This is a genomic window from Luedemannella helvata (assembly GCF_039528415.1).
Taxonomy (GTDB): domain Bacteria; phylum Actinomycetota; class Actinomycetes; order Mycobacteriales; family Micromonosporaceae; genus Luedemannella; species Luedemannella helvata.
Genome location: NZ_BAAALS010000008.1, coordinates 178,469 through 199,101, shown reverse-complemented (window position 1 = coordinate 199,101; position 20,633 = coordinate 178,469). Strand labels below are relative to the sequence as shown.

19 protein-coding genes are annotated in these 20,633 nt (G+C 71.3%); 5 read left to right on the top strand and 14 right to left on the bottom strand.

The features are described from left to right. The first annotated feature begins 111 nt into the window (after positions 1-111). The gene (locus ABD191_RS10880; RefSeq protein WP_344079572.1) at positions 112-1,140 is read left to right on the top strand and encodes an endonuclease/exonuclease/phosphatase family protein; all 1,029 of its coding nucleotides are present in this window, start codon (positions 112-114) and stop codon (positions 1,138-1,140) included. A gap of 20 nt (positions 1,141-1,160) precedes the next feature. On the opposite strand, the gene cimA is transcribed toward ABD191_RS10880, so the two are convergent. Continuing rightward, positions 1,161-2,774 carry a citramalate synthase gene (gene cimA / locus ABD191_RS10875; protein WP_344079570.1) on the bottom strand — a complete coding sequence of 538 codons (1,614 nt, stop codon included), beginning with the start codon at positions 2,772-2,774 and terminating at the stop codon, positions 1,161-1,163. A gap of 293 nt (positions 2,775-3,067) precedes the next feature. On the opposite strand from cimA, the gene ABD191_RS10870 reads away from it, so the two are divergent. Together ABD191_RS10870 and ABD191_RS10865 are read left to right on the top strand one after the other, a co-directional pair. Continuing rightward, positions 3,068-3,610 (top strand): ribosome maturation factor RimM, encoded by a 543-nt coding sequence (locus tag ABD191_RS10870; RefSeq protein ID WP_344079568.1) that lies wholly within the window; start codon positions 3,068-3,070, stop codon positions 3,608-3,610. Between the two features lie 103 nt (positions 3,611-3,713). Beyond that, on the top strand, positions 3,714-4,262 hold the full coding sequence (locus ABD191_RS10865; RefSeq protein ID WP_344079566.1) for a gluconokinase: 549 nt from the start codon (positions 3,714-3,716) through the stop codon (positions 4,260-4,262). 22 nt (positions 4,263-4,284) lie between these two features. Here ABD191_RS10865 and ABD191_RS10860 read toward each other — a convergent pair whose 3' ends face one another. From ABD191_RS10860 to ABD191_RS10835, 6 genes are all read right to left on the bottom strand, one after another. Further along, positions 4,285-5,382, bottom strand: coding sequence for a branched-chain amino acid aminotransferase (locus ABD191_RS10860; protein ID WP_344079564.1), 1,098 nt, complete (start codon positions 5,380-5,382; stop codon positions 4,285-4,287). A 166-nt stretch (positions 5,383-5,548) separates the two neighbouring features. Next, entirely contained in the window at positions 5,549-6,580 is a 1,032-nt protein-coding gene (locus tag ABD191_RS10855) for a 3-isopropylmalate dehydrogenase (RefSeq protein WP_344079608.1), read from the bottom strand. A 613-nt stretch (positions 6,581-7,193) separates the two neighbouring features. After that, the gene (locus ABD191_RS10850; RefSeq protein WP_344079562.1) at positions 7,194-7,967 is read right to left on the bottom strand and encodes a 3-ketoacyl-ACP reductase; all 774 of its coding nucleotides are present in this window, start codon (positions 7,965-7,967) and stop codon (positions 7,194-7,196) included. Positions 7,968-8,028: 61 nt separating this feature from the next. After that, entirely contained in the window at positions 8,029-9,423 is a 1,395-nt protein-coding gene (locus ABD191_RS10845; RefSeq protein ID WP_344079559.1) for a hypothetical protein, read from the bottom strand. A 147-nt stretch (positions 9,424-9,570) separates the two neighbouring features. Beyond that, entirely contained in the window at positions 9,571-11,163 is a 1,593-nt protein-coding gene (gene serA / locus ABD191_RS10840) for a phosphoglycerate dehydrogenase (RefSeq protein ID WP_344079556.1), read from the bottom strand. A 174-nt stretch (positions 11,164-11,337) separates the two neighbouring features. Then, positions 11,338-11,943 (bottom strand): hypothetical protein, encoded by a 606-nt coding sequence (locus ABD191_RS10835; RefSeq protein ID WP_344079554.1) that lies wholly within the window; start codon positions 11,941-11,943, stop codon positions 11,338-11,340. A gap of 101 nt (positions 11,944-12,044) precedes the next feature. Here ABD191_RS10835 and ABD191_RS10830 point away from each other — a divergent pair, with 101 nt between their 5' ends. Further along, entirely contained in the window at positions 12,045-12,728 is a 684-nt protein-coding gene (locus ABD191_RS10830; protein ID WP_344079551.1) for a response regulator transcription factor, read from the top strand. Continuing rightward, complete coding sequence (locus ABD191_RS10825) at positions 12,725-13,984, top strand: ATP-binding protein (protein ID WP_344079548.1); 1,260 nt, start codon at positions 12,725-12,727, stop codon at positions 13,982-13,984. Before ABD191_RS10830 ends, ABD191_RS10825 begins: the two co-directional genes overlap by 4 nt. 41 nt (positions 13,985-14,025) lie before the next feature. Here the strand turns inward: ABD191_RS10825 and ABD191_RS10820 are convergent, their stop codons facing one another. From ABD191_RS10820 to ABD191_RS10790, 7 genes are all read right to left on the bottom strand, one after another. Next, positions 14,026-14,658 (bottom strand): DUF4360 domain-containing protein, encoded by a 633-nt coding sequence (locus tag ABD191_RS10820; protein WP_425560700.1) that lies wholly within the window; start codon positions 14,656-14,658, stop codon positions 14,026-14,028. Continuing rightward, positions 14,655-15,269 carry a DUF4360 domain-containing protein gene (locus ABD191_RS10815; RefSeq protein ID WP_344079604.1) on the bottom strand — a complete coding sequence of 205 codons (615 nt, stop codon included), beginning with the start codon at positions 15,267-15,269 and terminating at the stop codon, positions 14,655-14,657. The genes ABD191_RS10820 and ABD191_RS10815 overlap by 4 nt, the downstream gene beginning before the upstream one ends. A gap of 112 nt (positions 15,270-15,381) precedes the next feature. Beyond that, a complete protein-coding gene (locus ABD191_RS10810; protein ID WP_344079545.1) occupies positions 15,382-16,422 on the bottom strand; it encodes a hypothetical protein in 1,041 nt (346 codons plus the stop codon). Continuing rightward, positions 16,422-16,919 carry a SigE family RNA polymerase sigma factor gene (locus ABD191_RS10805; RefSeq protein ID WP_344079542.1) on the bottom strand — a complete coding sequence of 166 codons (498 nt, stop codon included), beginning with the start codon at positions 16,917-16,919 and terminating at the stop codon, positions 16,422-16,424. Before ABD191_RS10805 ends, ABD191_RS10810 begins: the two co-directional genes overlap by 1 nt. Positions 16,920-17,057: 138 nt before the next feature. Next, positions 17,058-18,071, bottom strand: coding sequence for a ketol-acid reductoisomerase (ilvC, locus tag ABD191_RS10800; protein ID WP_344079539.1), 1,014 nt, complete (start codon positions 18,069-18,071; stop codon positions 17,058-17,060). A 90-nt stretch (positions 18,072-18,161) separates the two neighbouring features. Then, complete coding sequence (ilvN, locus tag ABD191_RS10795) at positions 18,162-18,677, bottom strand: acetolactate synthase small subunit (protein WP_344079536.1); 516 nt, start codon at positions 18,675-18,677, stop codon at positions 18,162-18,164. A gap of 8 nt (positions 18,678-18,685) precedes the next feature. Then, positions 18,686-20,560 (bottom strand): acetolactate synthase large subunit, encoded by a 1,875-nt coding sequence (locus tag ABD191_RS10790; RefSeq protein ID WP_344079533.1) that lies wholly within the window; start codon positions 20,558-20,560, stop codon positions 18,686-18,688. Positions 20,561-20,633: the final 73 nt, after the last annotated feature.

The window sequence follows — 20,633 nt, the reverse complement described above, 5'->3', positions numbered from 1 at the left end:
CACTCGACCGCATCCACCCACTGGGCGCGCGAGTGCTCCCCCACCCGCGCGCCCGGTGTTCGGCACCTGACCGGGTGATTCAGCAGCCGTCCGAGACATAGAGTCACCGGCATGCTCACGCAGTGCGCTGTCGCTGACCCCCCGACCGACGTGCCGCCCCCGCGCCGCCGCTGGTCGCGCGTCCTCACCGGGTTCGTGTGGGTCTGCGTCGCGCCGGTGGCGGTGTGGGCGCTCGTGCGCACGGCCGGCTGGGAGTACGGCACCCTCGCGGTCAAGCTGGTCGCCTTCACGCCCTATGTCGCGGCGGGCGCCGTGCTGGTCGCACTGATCGCGCTCGGCACCCGCCGGTGGTGGGCCGCCGGTACGGCCGTTGTCGCCGTGGTCGCGCTCGCGTGCGGCGTACTCCCCCGGTTCTTCGCCGACGCGGACGCCGCGCGGCCCGCGGCGCCCGGCCCTGACGTGGTCTTCATGTCGGTGAACGTGTTGGCCGGCAGGGCCGACATGGCGCAGCTCGTCGGTCTCGTGCGGGAGCGGCGGGTCGACGTTCTGGCGATCCAGGAGTTCACGCCAGGCACGCAGCGACGCCTGGCCGGGGCAGGGCTCGAGGAGCTGTTGCCGCACAAGCACACGACCGGCGCGGCAGGGGTGAGCGGCTCGGGGCTGTACTCGCGGTATCCGCTGAGCGGCCTCGGCGTGCGGATGAACCCGGGCGGGTTCCGGCAGGTGTACGCGACCGTGGCGGTGCCGGGCGCCCGACCCGTGTACGTGGAGTCGGTGCACCCCGTCCCCCCGCACCTCACCGACAGCGCGGACGGGTTGTTGAACGGCCTCGCCGGGCAGCCGGCGGCCACGCCGGACGGCCCGGTGCGCGTACTCATCGGCGACTTCAACTCGACGCTCGACCACGCGGCGTTGCGGCGGCTGCTGGGCAGGGGCTACCGGGACGCGGCCGCCACAGTGGGCGAAGGGCTGACCCCGACGTGGCCGTACTACGGCCGCCGGGTGCCGGTCACGCCCAAGGTGACCATTGACCACGTGCTCGCCGACGAGCGCATCGGGGTGCGCGACTTCGCCGCGGTCACCGTGCGGCGCACCGACCACCGCGCGCTGTTCGCGACGCTCGTGCTGCCCGGGCCCTGACCGGGCCCTGGCAACACAGGTCAGCCGACGGGCTGGGCCGGTGCCAGGGCCGCGCCGTAGGTCAGCGCGTCCACCAGGGCATGCCAGCTCGCCTCGACGACGTTCTCGTGGACACCCACGGTCGTCCAGTCACGGCCGTCGGAGTCCACCGTCTCCACGAGGACGCGGGTGACCGCGCCGGTCCCGTGCGAGCCCTCCAGGATGCGCACCTTGTAGTCGGACAGCTCGAAGCCGGCGATGCGCGGGTAGTGCCGCGACAGCGCCTGGCGCAGCGCCATGTCCAGGGCGTTGACCGGGCCGTTGCCCTCGGCGGTCGCGATCACGCGCTCGCCCCGCACGCGGACCTTCACGGTGGCCTCGGAGACGACCGCGCCGTCCTCCCGGTGCTCCACGATCACCCGGTACGACTCGAGCGAGAACGGCACCGGGGTCTCCCCCAGCTCGGCGCGCACGAGCAGCTCGAACGACGCGTCTGCGGCCTCGAACGACCAGCCCTCCGCCTCCAGCTGCTTGACCCTGTTGGTCACCCGGGCGGCCGTCTCCGGGTGGCCGGCCAGGTCCACGCCGAGCTCGCGGGACTTGAGCTCGATGCTGGCCCGGCCGGCCATCTCCGTCACGAGGATCTTCATGTCGTTGCCCACGACCGACGGGTCGATGTGGTTGTAGAGCACGGGATCCACTTTGATCGCGCTCGCGTGCAGACCCGCCTTGTGGGCGAAGGCCGCGGCCCCGACGTAGGCCTGGTGGGTGTCGGGGGCGAGATTGGCGATCTCGGCGATGGCGTGGGAGACCCGCACCATCTTCTCCAGGCCGCCCTCCGGTAGGACCGGCAGCCCGAGCTTGAGTTGAAGGTTGGCCACGGTGGCGAACAGGTCGGCGTTGCCGGGCCGCTCGCCGTAGCCGTTGGCGGTGCACTGGAAGTGGCGCACGCCCGCCTCGACGGCCGCGATGGTGTTGGCCACCGCGCACGAGGTGTCGTTCTGGCAGTGGATGCCGAGCCTCCGCACGGCCTCCTCCGGGGTGGTGCCGAGCAGCGTCGCGAGGCGCTGCGCCACGTCGCCGACCGCGCGGGTCACCATGGACGGCAGCATGCCGCCGTTGGTGTCGCACATGACCGCGACCTCGGCGCCCGCCTCCAGCGCGGTCGCGGCGACCGACGCCGTGTACGCCGCGTCGAAGCGGAACCCGTCGAAGAAGTGCTCGCAGTCGAGGAAGACCCGCCGCCCCTCGGCGACGAAGAAGGCGACCGTGTCGCGCACCATGGCGAGGTTCTCGTCCAGGGTCGTCCGCAGCGCCCGCTCGACGTGGCGCACGTCCGACTTGGCGACCAGGCAGACGGCCGGGGTCTGCGCGTCGAGCAGGGCGCGGACCTGGGCGTCCTCCTTGACTCCGACGCCGGCCTTGCGGGTGGACCCGAACGCGACCAGCTGTGCGTTGCGCAGGGACAGCTCGGTGCGCGCGCGGGCGAAGAACTCCGTGTCCTTGGGCATCGCACCGGGCCAGCCGCCCTCGATGAACGTGACGCCGAGCTCGTCGAGCAGGCGCGCAACGGCGAGCTTGTCGACGACCGAGTACGAGATGCCCTCGCGCTGTGCCCCGTCGCGAAGGCTGGTGTCGAAGACCTGGTACGTCATGGAAAGCGATCCTTTCGGTGGCGTGTCGAGCTCACCCGGCTCACAAAAAAGACCTCTCGCGGATGCGAGAGGTCTGCGCGCGCAGGTGGGGCAAGCTGCGCGCGCTATTCGATAATGAGCTGGCTTACGGGTCGTGCCACGTCGATCACCCTTACATATCGATGCGGCTACGCAAAGCAGCGTTCCGCATGTCGGGACAAAAAACTGCGTGCCGGGGCAGGATTGCGACGGGCGTGAGCCGGGTAGGCCTCTATTCGACCGATGACGCAACGATGCGAAAGGGAGGTGCCTTCGTGTACCCGACTCAGCAGCCGGAGCGGCGCGACGAGCAGAACGCCGAGACCTGGCCGACGCCGAACCCGACGTCGGACAACGTCTTCCGGACCCCCGAGCCGCGCGCCGAGCGCGGCGTGGAGTTCACCGATGACCCGTACGCCGCGCCCGTGACGGGCATGGACGCTACGCGGTCGTTCGACCCGTGGAACTTCCGCCCGGACAGCGGCCTGCCCAGCGCCCAGGACATCATCGGCTACCACGTGGAAGCCACCGACGGTCGGTGCGGCAAGGTGGAGGAGGTGCACGGCGCTGCCAACGGCAGCTTCCTGGTGGTCGACACCGGGCCGTGGATCTTCGGCCACAAGGCCATGCTGCCCGCCGGCGTGGTGACCAACGTGGATCACGTGGACCGCAACGTCTACGTCGACCGCACCAAGGACGAGATCAAGAACTCGCCCGAGGTGGATGCCGGCATGTACACCGATGCCACGCACCGGGAGAAGGTGGAGAGCTACTACGCCACCTACTACGGGTTCCCGCCCGGCGGTGCGGCCCGGTAACGGACCGTAACCGTACCCGTGGTCAGGTGGGGTCGCCGCGGCGCGCGAGCGTCGCGGCGACCTCGCATGTCCGTACCCTGAAGGGAACGGAGAAAGGGGCCAGATGAGTACCGGCGTCATCGTGGTGGTGATGGGCGTCTCCGGCAGCGGCAAGACGACCATCGGTGAGTGCCTCGCCGCGGCCTGTGGGGTGGAGTTCGGCGACGCCGACCGGCTGCACCCGCCGGCCAACGTGGCCAAGATGGTCGCCGGCCACCCGCTCACCGACGCCGACCGCTGGCCCTGGCTGCACACCGTGCTGGCCTGGATGAACGACCACGCCGACGGGGTACCGGTCACCGACCTGGGCAAGGAACTGGACGTCGTGGCCGTGGTGGGCTGTTCGGCCCTTAAGCGCATCTACCGGGACGTACTACGCGAGGCCGAGTGCCCGGTGCGCTTCGCCTACCTGCGGGGCACCCGCGCGGTGTTGACCGAGCGCCTGCGCCACCGTCAGGGCCACTTCTTCCCCGAGCAGTTGCTCTACGCCCAACTGGCCGACCTGGAGGAGCCCGGCCCGGGTGAGGACGCCGTCGTCGCGTCGATCGGACCGCCGCCCGACGAGGTCCTACGGCAGGTGATCAACGGCCTGCGGGGCGGCGCGACGGCCTGAGCCCTCGCGCCGCCGCGGTCGTTCAGATGATGCGCTGGACCCAGCCGTACGGGTCCTCGGCGTTGCCACGCTGGATGTTGACCAGCCGCTCGCGCAGTGCCATGGTGACCGGCCCGGGCTCGCCGCCACCGATCGAGAACTCGTAGTCGCGCGACTTCACCGCGCCGACCGGCGTGATCACCGCCGCGGTGCCGCACGCGAAGGTCTCCCGGATGCGACCGCTCCGGGCGCCCTCGCGCCACTCGTCGACGCTCACCGGACGCTCCTGTACCGCCCGGCCCTCGTCGCGGGCCAGCGTGAGCACCGAGTCGCGCGTGATGCCCGGCAGGATGGTGCCGGTCAGCGGCGGCGTGACGAGCGTGCCGTCGTCGAGCACGAAGACGATGTTCATGCCGCCGAGCTCATCGATGTACTTCTGCTCCCGGGTGTCGAGGAAGACCACCTGGTCGCAGCCCTGCTCGATCGCCTCGGCCTGGGCCACCAGGCTGGCGGCGTAGTTGCCGCCGCACTTGGCCGCCCCGGTGCCGCCGGGGGCCGCCCGCGTGTACTCCGTCGAGACCCACATCGTGGCGGGCTTGACCCCACCCGCGAAGTAGGAGCCCACGGGCGAGGCGATCAGGCAGTACAGGTATTCCAGGGCGGGGCGCACGCCGAGGAACACCTCGCTGGCGAACATGAACGGCCGCAGGTACAGGCTGCCCTCAGGGTCCGTGGGCACCCAGTCGCGGTCGACCTGCACCAGCTCACGGATGGAACCGAGGAACAGGTCGTCGGAGAGGTGCGGCATCGCCATCCGGGTCGCGGACTCGCGGAACCGGCGCGCGTTCGCGTCGGCCCGGAAGGTCGTCACGCCGCCGTCGGCCGACCGGTACGCCTTGAGACCCTCGAAGATCTCCTGGGCGTAGTGCAGCACCGCGGCCGCAGGGTCCAGCGCGATCGGCGCCCTGGGCTCCACGCGTGCGTCGTACCAGCCCTTGCTGTCGGCGTACCGGATAGTCACCATGTGGTCGGTGAAGATCCGACCGAAGCCCGGGTTGGCCATGAGCGCGGCGCGCTCGACGGCCGGTACCGGCTGCGACGCCGGACGAATCTCGAAATCGAGGTTGTCACCACCAGCCATCGCTTGCCTCCAAGAGGATGTGTGTGGGGAATACCCGTGCCTGCAACCTACCCGAACGACCGTTCAGCGGACAGGGCGACGCCCTCGCTGATCAAAGCGATCGTTCAGGGTGATGCGGCACGGTAGTGCCGTGAAAAGGGAGCCGCCCTGGTGATGGGGGCGGTGATCAGTTGGAGGCGTGCGCCGCGAGGCGGTCGCCGACCTCCTCGGTGCGCAGCGGCTGCCCCGGAGTACGGGAGGACAGCTCCGCCGCGACCGCCTGCTCGACCCGGCGGGCCTGCTCGGGGTGGCCGAGGTGGTCCAGCAGGAGCGCGACCGACAGGACGGTCGCTACCGGGTCCGCTACGCCCTGGCCCGCGATGTCCGGGGCCGAGCCGTGTACGGGTTCGAACATCGACGGGAACTCGCGCTCCGGGTTGATGCACCCGCTCGCCGCGAGCCCGATGCCGCCGGTCACGGCGGCCGCGATGTCGGTGAGGATGTCGCCGAACAGGTTGTCGGTGACGATGACGTCGTAACGCTGCGGCTGCGTCACCATGAACATGGCCGCCGCGTCGACGTGCTGGTAGTCGGTCTCGATGTCCGGGAACTCCCGGGCCACCTCGGCGAACGTGCGGGCCCACAGGCCGCCCGCGTGGGTGAGCACGTTGGTCTTGTGGACCATCGTGACCTTGCGCCGCTCGCGCTTGCCCGCGCGGGAGAAGGCGTCGCGGATGACGCGCTCGACGCCGTGGCGGGTGTTGAGGCTCTCCTCGGTGGCGACCTCGGCGGGCGTGTTGGTGTGCATCGTGCCGCCGGCGCCCGCGTAGAGGCCCTCGGTGCCCTCACGCACCACGACGAAATCGATCTCGCCGGGCTTGACGTTGCCGAGCGGGCCCGCCGTGCCGGGCCACAGCCGCGACGGGCGCAGGTTCACGTACTGCTGGAAGGCGAAGCGCAGCTTCAGCAGCAGGCCGCGCTCCAGCACGCCCGGCGGCACGGTCGGGTCACCGACGGCGCCGAGCAGGATCGCGTCGTAGCCGGTCCACTCCTGCAGGACGGATTCGGGCAGCACCTCGCCGGTGCGGTGGTACCGCGCCGCGCCGAGATCGTATTCGGTAGCTTCGACCCCGGGCAGCACCGCGTCGAGCACCTTGCGCCCCTGCGCCACCACCTCCGCGCCGATCCCGTCACCGGGCACCAGCGCGATCTTCGCCACCGTCACGTCACTGTCCTCCTCGACCTACGTTCTACCGAACGTTAAGGGGCCATCCTACGTCGCGGTACACGGATCCCATCATCCGGGCTGCCCGCGTGGACGGCGGCGGGCGACGCTGCGGCCCTTCTGCCGCCAAAGTCACGACAATGGCGACTGGGCGCGGCGACCACGCGGGCCAAAGTCACGCCTATGGCGAGGGCAGACCCCGACCACCCCACCAAAGTCACACCTATGGCGGGCGCCGGCAGCCACTACCCCACCAAAGTCACGCCTATGGCGAACGCACACCCCGACCACCCCACCAAAGTCACACCTATGGCGGACGCCGGCAGCCACTACCCCACCAAAGTCACGCCTATGGCGAACGCACACCCCGACCACCCCACCAAAGTCACGCCTATGGCGGGCGCCGGCGGCAACTACCTCACCAAAGGCACGACTTTGGCGTCAGCCCGCGCGGCTAACCCCACCAAAGTCGCGACAATGGCCGGCACGCGTGGCGACCACCCCGCCAAAGTCACGACTTTGGCGAAGGGCCGCGCCGCACCAGGACCCCCGCCGCGCCAGGACCCGCCCCCGTGTCGCGCTGGCCCGGGCGTGATGTGTCCGGCCGTTACAGGGTGCGGAGGTGGAAGCCGCCGTCCACGTCGATGACCTGCCCCGTGCTGAACGGCAGCAGGCCGCTGGCCACCGCGACCACCGCCGCGCCCACATCCGCTGGCTGTCCCCAGCGCCGGATGGGCGTGATGCCCTCCTCGTGGATGAGCCGGTCGTACTTCTCGGTGACGGCGCCCGTCATGTCGGTCGCCACGATGCCGGGCCGGATCTCGTACACGTTGATGCCGTACTCGGCGAGGCGGGCGGCGTACAGGGTAGTCATCATGGCGAGGCCGGCCTTGGCGACGCAGTAGTCGCCCCGGTTCACGCTGGCGGTATACGCGCTGATGGACGAGATCGTGACGATGCGCGGCGCGCTCACCACGCCCGTCCCGATCTGTTCGATCATGCGGTTGGCGACGAGTTGGGTCAGGAAGTACGGGCCCTTGAGATTGATGGCGATGAGCCGGTCGAACGACTCCTCCCCGGCCTCCAGCAGGTCGGCGCGGACGTCGGGCGCCACGCCCGCGTTGTTCACGAGCAGGTCCAGCCGGCCGAAGGCCGCGTAGGTCTCCTCGACGAGCCGCTCGCGGTCCGCGGCGGACGAGACGTCGGCCCGCACCGGCACGGCCCGCCCGCCGGCCGCCTCGACGGCCGCCTGGACCTCCTTGGCGGCGTCCGCGTTGGCGGCGTAGTTGATCACAAGGTCGTGCCCGGCGTCGGCCAACGCGACGGCGATCCCGCGGCCGATGCCCCGGGACGCGCCGGTCACCAGCGCCACCGGCCTCATGCGGTCACCTCCGCCGCGCTCCGGCGCCGCCACGAGCGACCAGTGAGCTGGTGACGCTCGCTCATGCCCGCACCTCCGCCGGGCCGAAGAACGTGTAGTACTGGCCGTCCTTGGCTACCCGGCCGAGGTAGAGGGCCAGCTCGCGGGCGTGGTAGTCGCCCCACATGCTCGACTCGCCGTTGGGCACGGACTGCCCGTCGTGGACCTGGTCCCAGCCGTTGGGGCGGTGGTAGACGGAGTGCAGCAGCAGGCCCTGGTGCGCGGGGTCGGTGCTCAGGTACGGCTCGGCGAACAGGGTGTCGGAGACGGTCAGCCCGGCCTGCCAGTACCGCCGGCCGGCCTCGGCGTCGCCGTGCTCGCTCAGGTAGCGCCCGAGCCGCAGCAGGCCCTGCGCGCCGATGGCCGCGGCCGACGAGTCGACCGGCTCGTGCGCGTTGTACGGGTCGGCGGGCCGGTCGAGGTAGTCACCGAGGTGGACGAGCCCAGGAGCGCCCGTGTCCCAGTACGGGACGCCGTCCACGGGCGTGTGCTCGAGGTAGAAGTCGCAGGTGGCCCGGGCGGCGCGCACGAACAGGGCGGTCACCTCGTCGCGGCCGCCGTAAGGCTCCAGTTCTGCGTCGTCGAGGATGTCGAGGAACTCCAGCTGCTCCGGGTAGCCGAGCATGGCCCACGCGAGGCCGCGCGTCCACGTGGTGAACGGCGAGTAGCCCTGCTGGGTACTCGGCGCGCGGAAGTTGCCGTCGTTGACGTTGAACAGCGCCTCGTGCACGGTCCGCCCGCGGATGTCGTAGCTGTCGCGGCCCTCGCCGTAGTAGATGTTCCACGTCGCGGTGGAGCGGGCGTGCTCGATGAGGCGGCCCAGCAGCGAGATCCGCTCGTCCTGCTCCCCCATGAGGACGTGCCCGAGCAGGTGCGACACGGCCAGCGCCCGGCAGGAGCGGATCGTGTCGACGAACAGCGACTGCGGCCCGTTGAACGAGTAGATGTAGCCGTGGCCGGCGGCCGTGGCGCGCCACCGCGACGCCTGCACGGCACCGGTGATCTTCAGGGCCAGCTCGTAGAAGTCGTGCTCGCGGGGATCGTCAGCCAGCCGGCCCTCACCCATGAGGCGCCACAGGTTGCCGTACGTGCTGACGTTGTTGAAGCCGTGGTCGTGCACGCCGATGTGGCTGACGTGGCTGGCCATCACGCCGACGGTACGGTCGCGGCCCATGGTCAGGAAGTGCTCGTCGTCGGTGGCGTCGAACTGCAGGACGGCCGAGCCGTACTGGAAGCCCTGCGTCCATTCCGTCCAGCCGCGTGCCGTGTAGCGACCGTCGACGGTGAATACCGGAGCGGCCGAGCCCGGCGGGCAGCTCGCGTCGATGGAGTCGATCTTGCTGGCCGACAGCTGCCACAGCTGATCGATCTGGGGCAGCAGGTCGACCGCGGTGAGGTCGTCGTTGATGTGCAGCATCGCGGCGGCGTCTCCCTGGCGCGGCGTCAAGGCAAGCTGGAAAGCGCTTACCTCAGGTATCCCGGTACCCTACCCAACGCCCGGCCGACACGACAGGGCCGGTGGCGATTCCGCGTCCGAAATCGCCACCGGCCCCGGCAGGAAGGGTCAGTCCGTGAGGTCGACCGTCGAGGAGGCCGTCGCGCCGATGGCCGTCGCGGCCTTCTCCAGCGTGTCCGCGTCCACCGGTGAGTCGATCGTGAGGATCATCAGCGCCTCGCCGCCCGCCTCGCGCCGCGCGACCTGCATCGCCGCGATGTTGACGCCCAGCTCGCCCAGGATCGAGCCGACCACGCCGACGATGCCCGGCCGGTCGACGTACCGGAAGAACAGCAGGTGCCCGTCCGCCACGAGGTCGATGTCGTACCCGTCGAGCTCCGTCAGCTTGCGCACCTCGCGGGTGCCCGGCACGTACGTGCCCGAGACCGAGATGAGCCGGCCGTTCGGCTTGGCGCCGCGCACGGTCACCAGGTTGATGTGGTCGGTGGCCTCGGTCGAGGTGGTCAGCTCCAGCTCCACGCCCCGGTCGGCGGCCAGGTGCGGCGCGTTGACGTAGGTGACCTGCTCGGCCACGACCGGCGCGAACAGGCCCTTGGCCGCGGCGAGCTTGAGCACGCTGACGTCGTTGGCGACGACCTCGCCGCGCACCTCGACGGTCACGCTCGCCGCGACGCCGCCGGCCAGGGCGGTGAACACCCGGCCGAGCTTCTCGGCGAGCGGCAGCAGCGGCCGCACGTCCTGGGCCACGATGCCGCCGGTCTGCACGTTCACGGCGTCCGGCACGAACTCGCCGAGCAGCGCGAGCTGCACGCTCTTGGCCACGGCCAGGCCGGCCTTGTCCTGCGCCTCGGCCGTGGAGGCGCCCAGGTGCGGCACGGCGACCACGTTGTCGAACGCGAACAGCGGGGAGTCCGTGCACGGCTCCTTGGCGTACACGTCGAGGCCAACGCCGCCGACCCGGCCCTCGGCCACGGCCTCGGCCAGCGCGGCCTCGTCGATGAGCCCGCCGCGCGCGGCGTTGACGATCCGTACGGTCGGCTTGACGAGCTGCAGCTCCTTGGCGCCGATGAGGCCCACGGTCTCCGGCGTCTTGGGCAGGTGGATGGAGATGAAGTCGCTCTCGCGCAACAGCTCCTCCAGCCCCACGAGCCGGATGCCGAGCTGCGCGGCGCGCGCCGGCTGCACGTACGGGTCGTAGGCGATCAGGCGCGTGCCGAAGGCGGCCATGCGCTGGGCGAACAGCACACCGATGCGGCCCAGGCCCACCACGCCGACCGTCTTGCCCTGGATCTCGACGCCGGTGAACTTGGACCGCTTCCACTCGCCGCGCTTGAGCGACGCGCTGGCGGTGGCGGTGTGCCGGGCCACCGCGAGCAGGAGGGCGATCGCCTGCTCGGCGGCGGAGACGATGTTGGAGGTCGGGGCGTTGACCACCATGACGCCGCGGGCGGTGGCGGCCGGGACGTCGACGTTGTCGAGGCCCACGCCGGCGCGGGCGACGACCTTGAGCCGGCCGCCGGCGGCGATGGCCTCGGCGTCGATCTGCGTGGCGCTGCGCACGATCACGGCGTCGGCGTCGGCGAGCGCGGCCAGCAGGGCGGGCCGGTCGGTGCCGTCGACGTGGCGCACATCGAAGTCGTGCGCCAGCACGTCGAGGGCGGCGGGGGCGAGTTCTTCAGCGATGAGGACGACAGCAGGCATGCTTCCTCGCGGTGACTCAGCGGAACGCGGACGTATGGGTGGACGAACGGATACGCCACGTCGCGTTCCGCATAGGCTGAGGCCGATCGTAAGCGTTGCGCTCCCCGGTTCGGAGTCCCAGCCCACCCCGCGACACGCCCAAAAGCCAGACAAACATCACATAGTACGTGGAGCTCAGTCGTCCTCTGGGTGGTCACGGCCGCTGTCGTCGCGCTTGTCGTCGTCCCTGTCGTCGCCGCCGTGGTCGTCGGGGTCGACCTGCTCGGTGACCGTCGGTACGGCGCCCTCCTGGTCGGGGCACGTGACGGAGACCTCGACGTCGTCGGCGGTGTCGCTCTCGAACGTGACGCTCGCGGTCCGCGCGGGTCCGCGCACCACGTCATCGACGCGGTAGCCGGCGCGCGGGCTCCACTGGCGCAGGATGGCCAGGCCGTCGCGGCACGAGATGCTGAGATAGCCGCCCGTCACCTGCTTCGGGTGGTCGAGGACCGCCCGACTGCTCGGGGCGGCCCCGGCCGGGGCGGACGGGACGGCGCCATGCGGTGTCGCGACGCCCGCGGTACCCAGGGCCTCGGCCACCTCGTTCGAACTGAGGACCGCGTCGCGTGCGCCACCGCCGTTGACCACCGCGACGGCCACGCCTACCGCTACCGCGGCCGTCGCCACCGCCGCCACGCCCAGGGCGATCGCCCGCCCACGGGGTCGCCGCGTGGCGACCATCGCGAACTCGGCCGTGGGTGTCGCGTCATCCGACCGGCGCGTCATCTCTTCGCTCGTCATGTCACCACCCTGCGGCTGAGCACCTTAAGCGCACGCTAAGGCGGCGACAAGCCCACGTTCACGGGGTCGAGCTGCGTCCGGGTGACCGGTAGGTTCGCCGCATGCCGCACGTACTCGTCGTGGAGGACGACCCGAATGTCCGGGCGGCGCTGCTGCGCGCGCTGCGCGACCACGGGTACGCGGCCAGCTCCGCGGCCGACGGGCTGACCGGGCTGCACGGCGCGGTCGCGGACCGACCCGACCTGGTGCTGCTCGACCTTGGCCTGCCGGACCTCGACGGGCTCGAGGTGCTGCGCATGATCCGCGCGGTCAGCGCCGTGCCGGTCGTCGTGGCGACCGCCCGCGACGACGAGGCGCAGATCGTCCGGGCGCTCGACGGTGGGGCCGACGACTACCTGGTCAAGCCGTTCGGCGCGGCCCAGCTGGACGCCCGCATCCGCGCCGTCCTGCGCCGCGCCGCGCCCGACGCCGGGCCGGCCGGCCCCATCACGATCGGCGACCTGGTGGTCGATCCGCCCGGGCGCGGCGCCACGCTGGGCGGCACGGCGCTGGAGCTGTCGGCCCGGGAGTTCGACCTGCTCTGCTACCTCGCCGAGCGGGTAGGCACGGTGGTCAGCAAGCGCGAGCTGCTCACGGAGGTGTGGCGCCAGCCGTACGGCGGATCGGACAAGACCGTGGACGTGCACCTGTCGTGGCTGCGTCGCAAGCTCGGGGAGACGGCCGCGCATCCGACGTACCTGCACACGGTGCGCGGCGTCGGCGTCCGGCTGGACCGGCCCCGATGAACGGGGTCCGGGCACAGGTCAACGCCCTCGTCGCGGCCACGATGGCCGTGGTTCTCGTCGCGTTCCTGGTGCCGCTCGGGCTGATCCTGCGGCGCGAGGCTGAGCAGCGGGCGATCTCGACCGCAACGCTGACCGCGCAGGCCACGGCCGCGCTCGTGGTCGCCTCCGGCCCGGAGGCCAGTGGGCTGCTGAGCGCGGGGCGCGACGCCGACGGCGTGCTCACCTCCGTGTTCCTCCCCGACGGGACCGTGCTGGGCGCGCCGGCGCGGCGTACCCCGTCAGTGGAGCTCGCCGCGCGCGGCCGGGCGTTCGCCGCGGACGCCGGGGACGGGATCGAGGTCCTCGCGCCGGTGCAGGGGCAGGACGGGGTCGCGATCGTCCGCGCGCACGTGACCGAGGCGACCCTGCACCGGGGCGTGGCCCGCACCTGGGCGCTGCTGGGCGTACTCGGGCTGCTGCTGTTCGGGCTCGGCCTGCTGCTGGCCGACCGGCTGGGCCGGCGGCTGGTCGACTCCGTCACGACGCTGGCCGCGACCGCCGGCCGACTCGCCGACGGCGACCTGGCCGCCCGGGCCGGGCTCACCGGGCCACGCGAGCTGCGCCGCGTCGGCGTGGGCCTCAACCGGCTGGCCGACCGCATCGGCGAACTGCTCGACGCGGAACGCCGGGAGGTGGCCGACCTGGCACACCGGCTGCGGACGCCCGCGACGGCCCTGCGGCTGGACGCCGAGTCGCTGCGCGACGCCGACGAGCGGGCCCGCCTGCTGTCCGATGTGGATGTGCTGGGCCGGGAGATGGACGAGGTGATCCGTACGGCGCGCCGCCCGGTGCGGGAGGGCGCGCGACCGCATGCCGACCTCGCGTCCGTGGCCGCGGACCGGGTGGCGTTCTGGTCAGTGCTCGCCGAGGACACCGGGCGGGCGCTGGACTGCGCGCTGCCCGCCGGTCCGGTGCCCGTACGGGTGGCCGCCGAGGACCTCGCCGCCGCGCTGGACGCGTTGCTGGAGAACGTCTTCACCCATACGCCGGACGGCACGCCGCTGCGGGTGACCGTGACAGCGCTGCCGGACGGGGGCGGGCGGATCGTCGTCGAGGACGGCGGCGCGGGCTTCGCCGCCGGCGCGGGCGCGCGGGGCACCGGGCTGGGGTTGGACATCGCGCGACGTACCGCGGCGGCGGCCGGCGGCCACGCCAGGTTCACCCGCTCCCCCCTGGGCGGGGCCCACGTGGCCCTGGACTTCTCCGCTCCCGCCTGAGCCAGGGTGCGGCGGGTAACGTCCCGCCGCACCCTGGCCGCCTAGCGCGCCGGGCAGGTCTTCCACGTGAGGTGGTAGACCGTGCTGAAGGCCGTGTCCGTCGAGTCCATCGTGAGGAAGCTCGCCGTGCCCCGGGGCGAGTTCCCCTGGTACACCCGCAGTTCGGTGTTGATGTTCAGGTTGCGTTGCACGCCGCACGGGCGGTAGACGCGCTCGCTGACGGCGAGCTGGTCGTTGTGCTGCCAGTCGTCGTTCATCGGACCGGCGAACCGCTGGCCCGAGCGTTGCGTCGAGCCCTGGCCCTGGAAGTAGTAGCTCGCCTGGTGCAGGCCGGTCGCACCGCGCTCCAGATGGCCGAAGCCGCGGTAGTCCACGGACGCGACCGCGAACGTCAACCCGTTCGGGACGTGGACGTTCAGGTTCAGCTGGCAGTTGCGACGGAACTCGATCGGTTCGGCACCGGCACCCACCCGGGCGACATAGCGGCTGTAGGTCACCGTCATGGCGGTGTTGTCCGGCGACATCGCGACGGCCGTCGTGCCGAGCGGGCAGCCCGACCCGTTCGCCGTCACCACGTCGATCACGATCCGGTCGGTCGGCGGGTCCGCGGCGGCCGCTGCCGGACAGAGCAGCGCCAGGACCGCGCCGGCCAGCAACGCGGCGCCGCGCCTCACCGGCCGCACCGCTTCCAGGCCAGGTGGTAGACGGTACTGATCGCGCTGTCCGTCGAGTCCATGGTGAGGAAGCTGACCCGGCGCGGGTTCGACGACCCGAGCGAGACCCGTAGCTCGGTGTTGATGTTCAGGTTGCGCTGCACGCCGCACGGCCGGTAGACGCGCTCGGCGATCGCGGCCTGGTCGCGCACATGCCAGTTGCGGTCCATCGGGCCCCGGAACGGCGAGCGCAGCCGCTGGGTGAGCGCCTGGCCCTGGAAGTAGTAGTTCGCCTGGTGCAACCCGGTGGCCCCGCGCTCCAGGTGGCCGAAGCCCCGGTAGTCCACGGAGATGACGGCGAAGGTCAGCCCGTTGGGCACGTGCACGTTCAGGTTGAGCTGGCAGTTGCGGCGGAACGCGACCGGGTCGGCGCCCGCGCCGGTCTGGGCCAGGTACCGGCTGTAGGTGACCGTGAAGGCGGTGTTGTCCGGCGACATCGCCACGGCGGTGCTGCCGATCGGGCAGCCGGAGCCGTTCGCGGTCACCACGTCGATGACGATCCGGTTGGGCGGCGGGGCCGCGTACGCGGACGTGGCGAACAGCATTGACGCGGCCAGCGCGCCACCGATCATGGAGAGCTTGAACATGGCGCTCCCTCGGGTAGGTTTCAGACTTTTTGTCCGAATTCCTCAGATCAACCGAGCGGTTTTCCCCCGAGTTACGCGCCATGCGTGGCGACACGGCTCAGCGGGTGCCCACCCACCCCCGGTAAGCGGGCTGGCCGATGATCAGATCGTTGGCGATCCGGACCGCCTCGGTCCTGTTCCCCGCGCCCACTCTCAGCCACGAGCCGTCCGCCAACTCAACCAGGAGCACACCATCGGACAGCGTGCCCTGCCGGCCGCGCACCGTGATCTGCGTGTCATCCGGGTTTGTGTCCGACGTAGGGAAGAAGCCCGGCGAGTGGAGCCCCACGACCATGAAGTCGTCGTGGAGGCTGACAAGCTGCTGCGACCACTTCGTCGCCGTCACGGACGAGGTCACCCTCCAGCCCGTACGCCCGAACCGCGCGGGCAGCCACCGGAGGCTGAACCCGACCTCCACCCGGGACGTCCGGTCCGGCACCACCGAGCGGGCGACCCGAAGCGCCGCGTCGTAACCGCCGGCGGCGGGCGACACGGTCACCTTGATCAGCAGGTTGTCAACCAACCACGTGACCTCGGCGAGGTCGTCGTCCGGGTCGGTCACGTAGGCGGGATGGTCCCCGACTGTGGTGTTCGGTTCTCCGCCGAGCACGTCGACCGGCGGGCTGACCGGCCCCCGCGTCGCCAACTCGGCGGCCCTCTTGACGTCGACCCCCACGAAACGACTCTCCCGCAACGTCTCGTCCTTGAAGGTCTCCGCCCACCTGCGGTAGATGTCGTCGGCCCATATCCGGGACTGACCCGGCTCGTCGCCCTTGTGCCCCACCCGCGACACCTCCGTGACGCCGTCGGGCAGCCACGTCGGCCGAAACAGCATCGGCGCCCATGTGTTGCCCGGGCGCGGCGACGGATCGGGTCCCGCGCTGGCGGGTGCCGGGCCGGGGCCGGGACCGGCCTGATCCGGGCGCAGCACGATGAACGCCGGTACGCCGACCGCCGCCGCACCGCCCAGGGTGAGCAACGCGCGGCGCTGCCGGTGGGCCCGGATGCGCGCCGACAGGTTCGCAACGACCCGGTCGGGCGGGGGCGCCTGAGTCGCGATGCGCTCCAGCGCCGCGAGGATCGCGTCGTGCTCGTTCATCAGGACCTCCCGTGCACGGTCGAAGGGGACAGGGCGGCCCGCAGCGTGGCGAGCGCGCGCGAGGCGTGCGCCCGGACGGTGCCCTCCCGGCAGCCCAGGTACTCGGCGATCTCGGCGTCCGTCCGGCCGTCGTAGTAGCGCAACGCCACGACGGCGCGCTGCTTGGGCGGCAGGGCGGCGATGCGGCGGGCCAGGTCGTCGCGTTCCCCGTAGGCGCCCGCATGGTCCAGCAGGCGAGGGGACGCCGCATCCAACGAGTCGTGGGCCAACAGCACGGTCCGGCGGGTGCGGCGCCGGCTGCGCAGGCACTCGTTGACCACCATGCGCTTGAGGTACGCCTCAGGTTGCTCCATGGCGGCGATGCGCGACCAGCGGCCATGCGCCCGCACCAGGACGTCCTGGACGACGTCCTCGGCTAAATGCGGATCGCACGCCACCACCGTGGCGAACCGCAGCAGCGCGGACACCCGCGTAGCCAGGTACTCGTCGAATGTCATCCGGCCCCTCCCGCCCGTTACCGCTACAACCCGCGGCGGTGCGGATCTGTTGAGTCGGATGCGCAAGATTTTCCGCAGACAGCAGCGAACCGGGCCGGCCGCCCCAAAGGCGACCGGCCCGGTCCGTGGAACGTGAGGTCAGGCCGTCTCGGTGATGGGGCGGTCGACCCAGCTCATCATGGCGCGCAGCTTCTTGCCGGTCTCCTCGATCGGGTGCGCGGCACCCTCCTCGCGGAACTTGGTGAAGTTCGGCCGGCCGTTGTCGTCCTCGGCGATCAGCTCGCGGGCGAAGTCGCCGTTCTGGATCTCGGCGAGGATCTTGCGCATCTCCTCCTTGACGGCGGGGTTGATGACGCGCGGGCCACGGGTGTAGTCGCCGTACTCAGCGGTGTCGGAGACGCTGTAGCGCATGCGGGCGATGCCGCCCTCGTACATCAGGTCCACGATGAGCTTGAGCTCGTGCAGGCACTCGAAGTAGGCCACCTCGGGGGCGTAGCCGGCCTCGGTGAGCACCTCGAAGCCGGTCTGCACCAGCGCGGACGCGCCACCGCACAGAACGGCCTGCTCGCCGAAGAGGTCGGTCTCCGTCTCCTCCTTGAACGTGGTCTTGATGACGCCGGCGCGGGTGCCGCCGATGCCCTTCGCGTACGACAGGGCGAGCGCCTGGGCGTTGCCCGTGGCGTCCTGCTCGACCGCGATGAGGGCGGGCACGCCCTTGCCGTCCACGAACTGGCGGCGGACCAGGTGGCCCGGACCCTTGGGGGCGACCATGCAGACGTCCACATCGGCCGGCGGCTCGATCAGCCCGTACCGGATGTTGAGGCCGTGACCGAAGAAGAGCGCCTTGCCCGCGGTGAGGTTGGGCGCGATCTCCTCGGCGTACAGGCGGCGCTGCACGGTGTCCGGGGCGAGGATCATGATGACGTCCGCCCAGGCGGCGACCTCGGCCGGCGTGCCGACCTCCAGACCCTGCTCGGCGACCTTCGGGCGGCTCTTCGAGCCCTCGGGCAGGCCGATGCGCACGTCGACGCCGGAGTCGCGCAGGCTCAGCGAGTGCGCGTGGCCCTGGCTGCCGTACCCGATGACCGCGACCTTACGGCCCTGGATCACCGACAGGTCGGCGTCGTCGTCGTAGAACATTTCCACAGCCATTCGCTGGGTTTCCTTTCGCTTACTCCGCTTGCTCACACTGTCTTGCAGGGCCGGGGACGGCCGATGGGCGGCTCTGCCCGGGTCCAGTTGTCAGGACGCCGCGCGCAGCACGGGCGCGGTGATCGACCGGGCGCCGCGGCCGATCGCGACGAGGCCCGACTGCACCATCTCCTTGATGCCGTAGGGCTCCAGGTCGCGCAGGAGGGCGTCGAGCTTCTCCGGGGTGCCGGTCGCCTCGATGATGAGGGCGTCCGGGGATACGTCGACGACCCGCGCCCGGAAGAGGCCGACCGTCTCCAGCACCTGGGACCGGATCGCCCGGTCGGCGCGGACCTTGACGAGGAGCAGCTCGCGCTGCACCGCGGCGGCCGGCTCCAACTCAACGATCTTGAGGACGTTCACCAGCTTGTTGAGCTGCTTGGTGACCTGCTCGAGCGGCGACTCCTCGGCGTTGACCACGATGGTGATGCGCGAGACCTCGGGGTGCTCGGTCTCGCCGACCGCCAGCGAGTCGATGTTGAAACCGCGGCGGGAGAAGAGACCGGCGACTCTCGCCAGTACTCCCGGCTTGTTCTCCACGAGAACGGACAGGGTGTGCTTGGTCATCTCGTTCCCTACAGCTCGTCGTCGTCGAAGGCCGGGCGCAGGTCCCGGGCGAACAGGATCTCGTTGTTGCTGGTGCCGGCGGGCACCATCGGCCACACCATGGCGTCCTTGCCGACGACGAAGTCGATCACCACGGGAGCGTCGTTGATCGACATCGCGGCCTCGATGGTCTTGTCCACGTCGCCGGCGGTCTCGCAGCGCAGGCCGATGCAGCCCAGCGCCTCGGCGAGCTTCACGAAGTCCGGGATGCGGTGCTTGTGGGTGCCCAGGTCGGTGTTGGAGTAGCGCTCGTTGTAGAACAGCGTCTGCCACTGCCGCACCATGCCGAGGTTGCCGTTGTTGATCAGAGCGACCTTGATCGGGATACGCTCCAGGGCGCAGGTGGCCAACTCCTGGTTGGTCATCTGGAAGCAGCCGTCGCCGTCGATCGCCCACACGGTGGTGTCCGGCATGCCCACCTTGGCGCCCATCGCGGCCGGCACGGCATAGCCCATCGTGCCGGCGCCGCCGGAGTTGAGCCAGGTGTACGGCTTCTCGTAGGAGACGAACTGCGCGGCCCACATCTGGTGCTGGCCGACGCCCGCCGCGTAGATCGCCTCCGGCCCCACGATCTCGCCCAGCCGCTTGATCACGTACTGCGGGGCCAGCGTGCCGTCCGGCGGCTCCTCCCAGCCCAGCGGGTAGCGGGAGCGCACCTCGCGCAGCTGCCGCATCCACGGGGTGATGTCGGCCCGCTGGCCGGCCTTGTACTCGGCCTCCAGCGCGCCGATCAGCTCGTCGATGACGTAACGGGCGTCACCCACGATCGGCACGTCCGCCGTGCGGTTCTTGCCGATCTCGGCCGGGTCGATGTCGGCGTGGATGACCGCCGCGCCGGGCGCGAAGCTGTCCAGCTTGCCCGTCACCCGGTCGTCGAAGCGGGCGCCCAGCGCGATGAGCAGGTCGGCCTTCTGCAGGGAGTACACGGCGGCGACCGTGCCGTGCATGCCCGGCATGCCCATGTGCTGCTCGTGGCTGTCCGGGAACGCGCCGCGGGCCATGAGCGTGGTGACCACCGGCATGCCGGTGAGCTCGGCCAGCTTCTTCAGCGAGGCCGAGGCGTGGGCCTTGAGCACGCCGCCGCCGACGTACAGCACGGGCCGGCGGGCCGTCGCCATGAGCCGGGCGGCCTCGCGGATCTGCTTGCCGTGCGGCTGCAGGGTGGGCCGGTAGCCGGGCAGCTCCAGCGACGGCGGCCAACTGAACGTGGTCTGCGCCTGCAGCACGTCCTTGGGCAGGTCGACCAGGACCGGGCCGGGCCGGCCGCTGCCCGCCAGGTGGAACGCCTCGGCCAGCACGCGCGGGATGTCCTCGGCCCGCTGCACCAGGTAGTTGTGCTTGGTGATCGGCAGCGTGATGCCGTGGATGTCCGCCTCCTGGAAGGCATCCGTGCCGATCGCGGCCCGCGGGACCTGGCCGGTGATCGCCACCATCGGCACCGAGTCCATGTAGGCGTCGGCGATGGGTGTCACCAGGTTGGTAGCGCCAGGGCCGGAGGTCGCGATACAGACACCCACCTTGCCGGTGGCCTGCGCGTACCCGGTGGCCGCGTGGCCGGCGCCCTGTTCGTGGCGCACCAGGATGTGACGCACGCGGGAGTCGAAGAGCGGGTCGTACGCGGGCAGGATCGCGCCACCGGGGATGCCGAAGGCGACGTCGACGCCGAGCGACTCGAGCGACCGGACGAACGACTGCGCGCCGGTAAGGGTCTCCACGGCCGGGACGGCCGGCTGCTGGGGACGTACTCCCGCCGCGACAGTGAGCGGCGACGGCGCGCCGGTCGGCGGGGTCGGCGTTGCGCCGGCGCCCGGTCGGGACTTGGCTGTTTCGCTGGGTGACTTCATCGCGTCCATGCCTTCGCGTCAGTGGCTGTCCGGATCCAACAAAAAAGCCCCCGTGCCGTGGCACGCGGGCTAG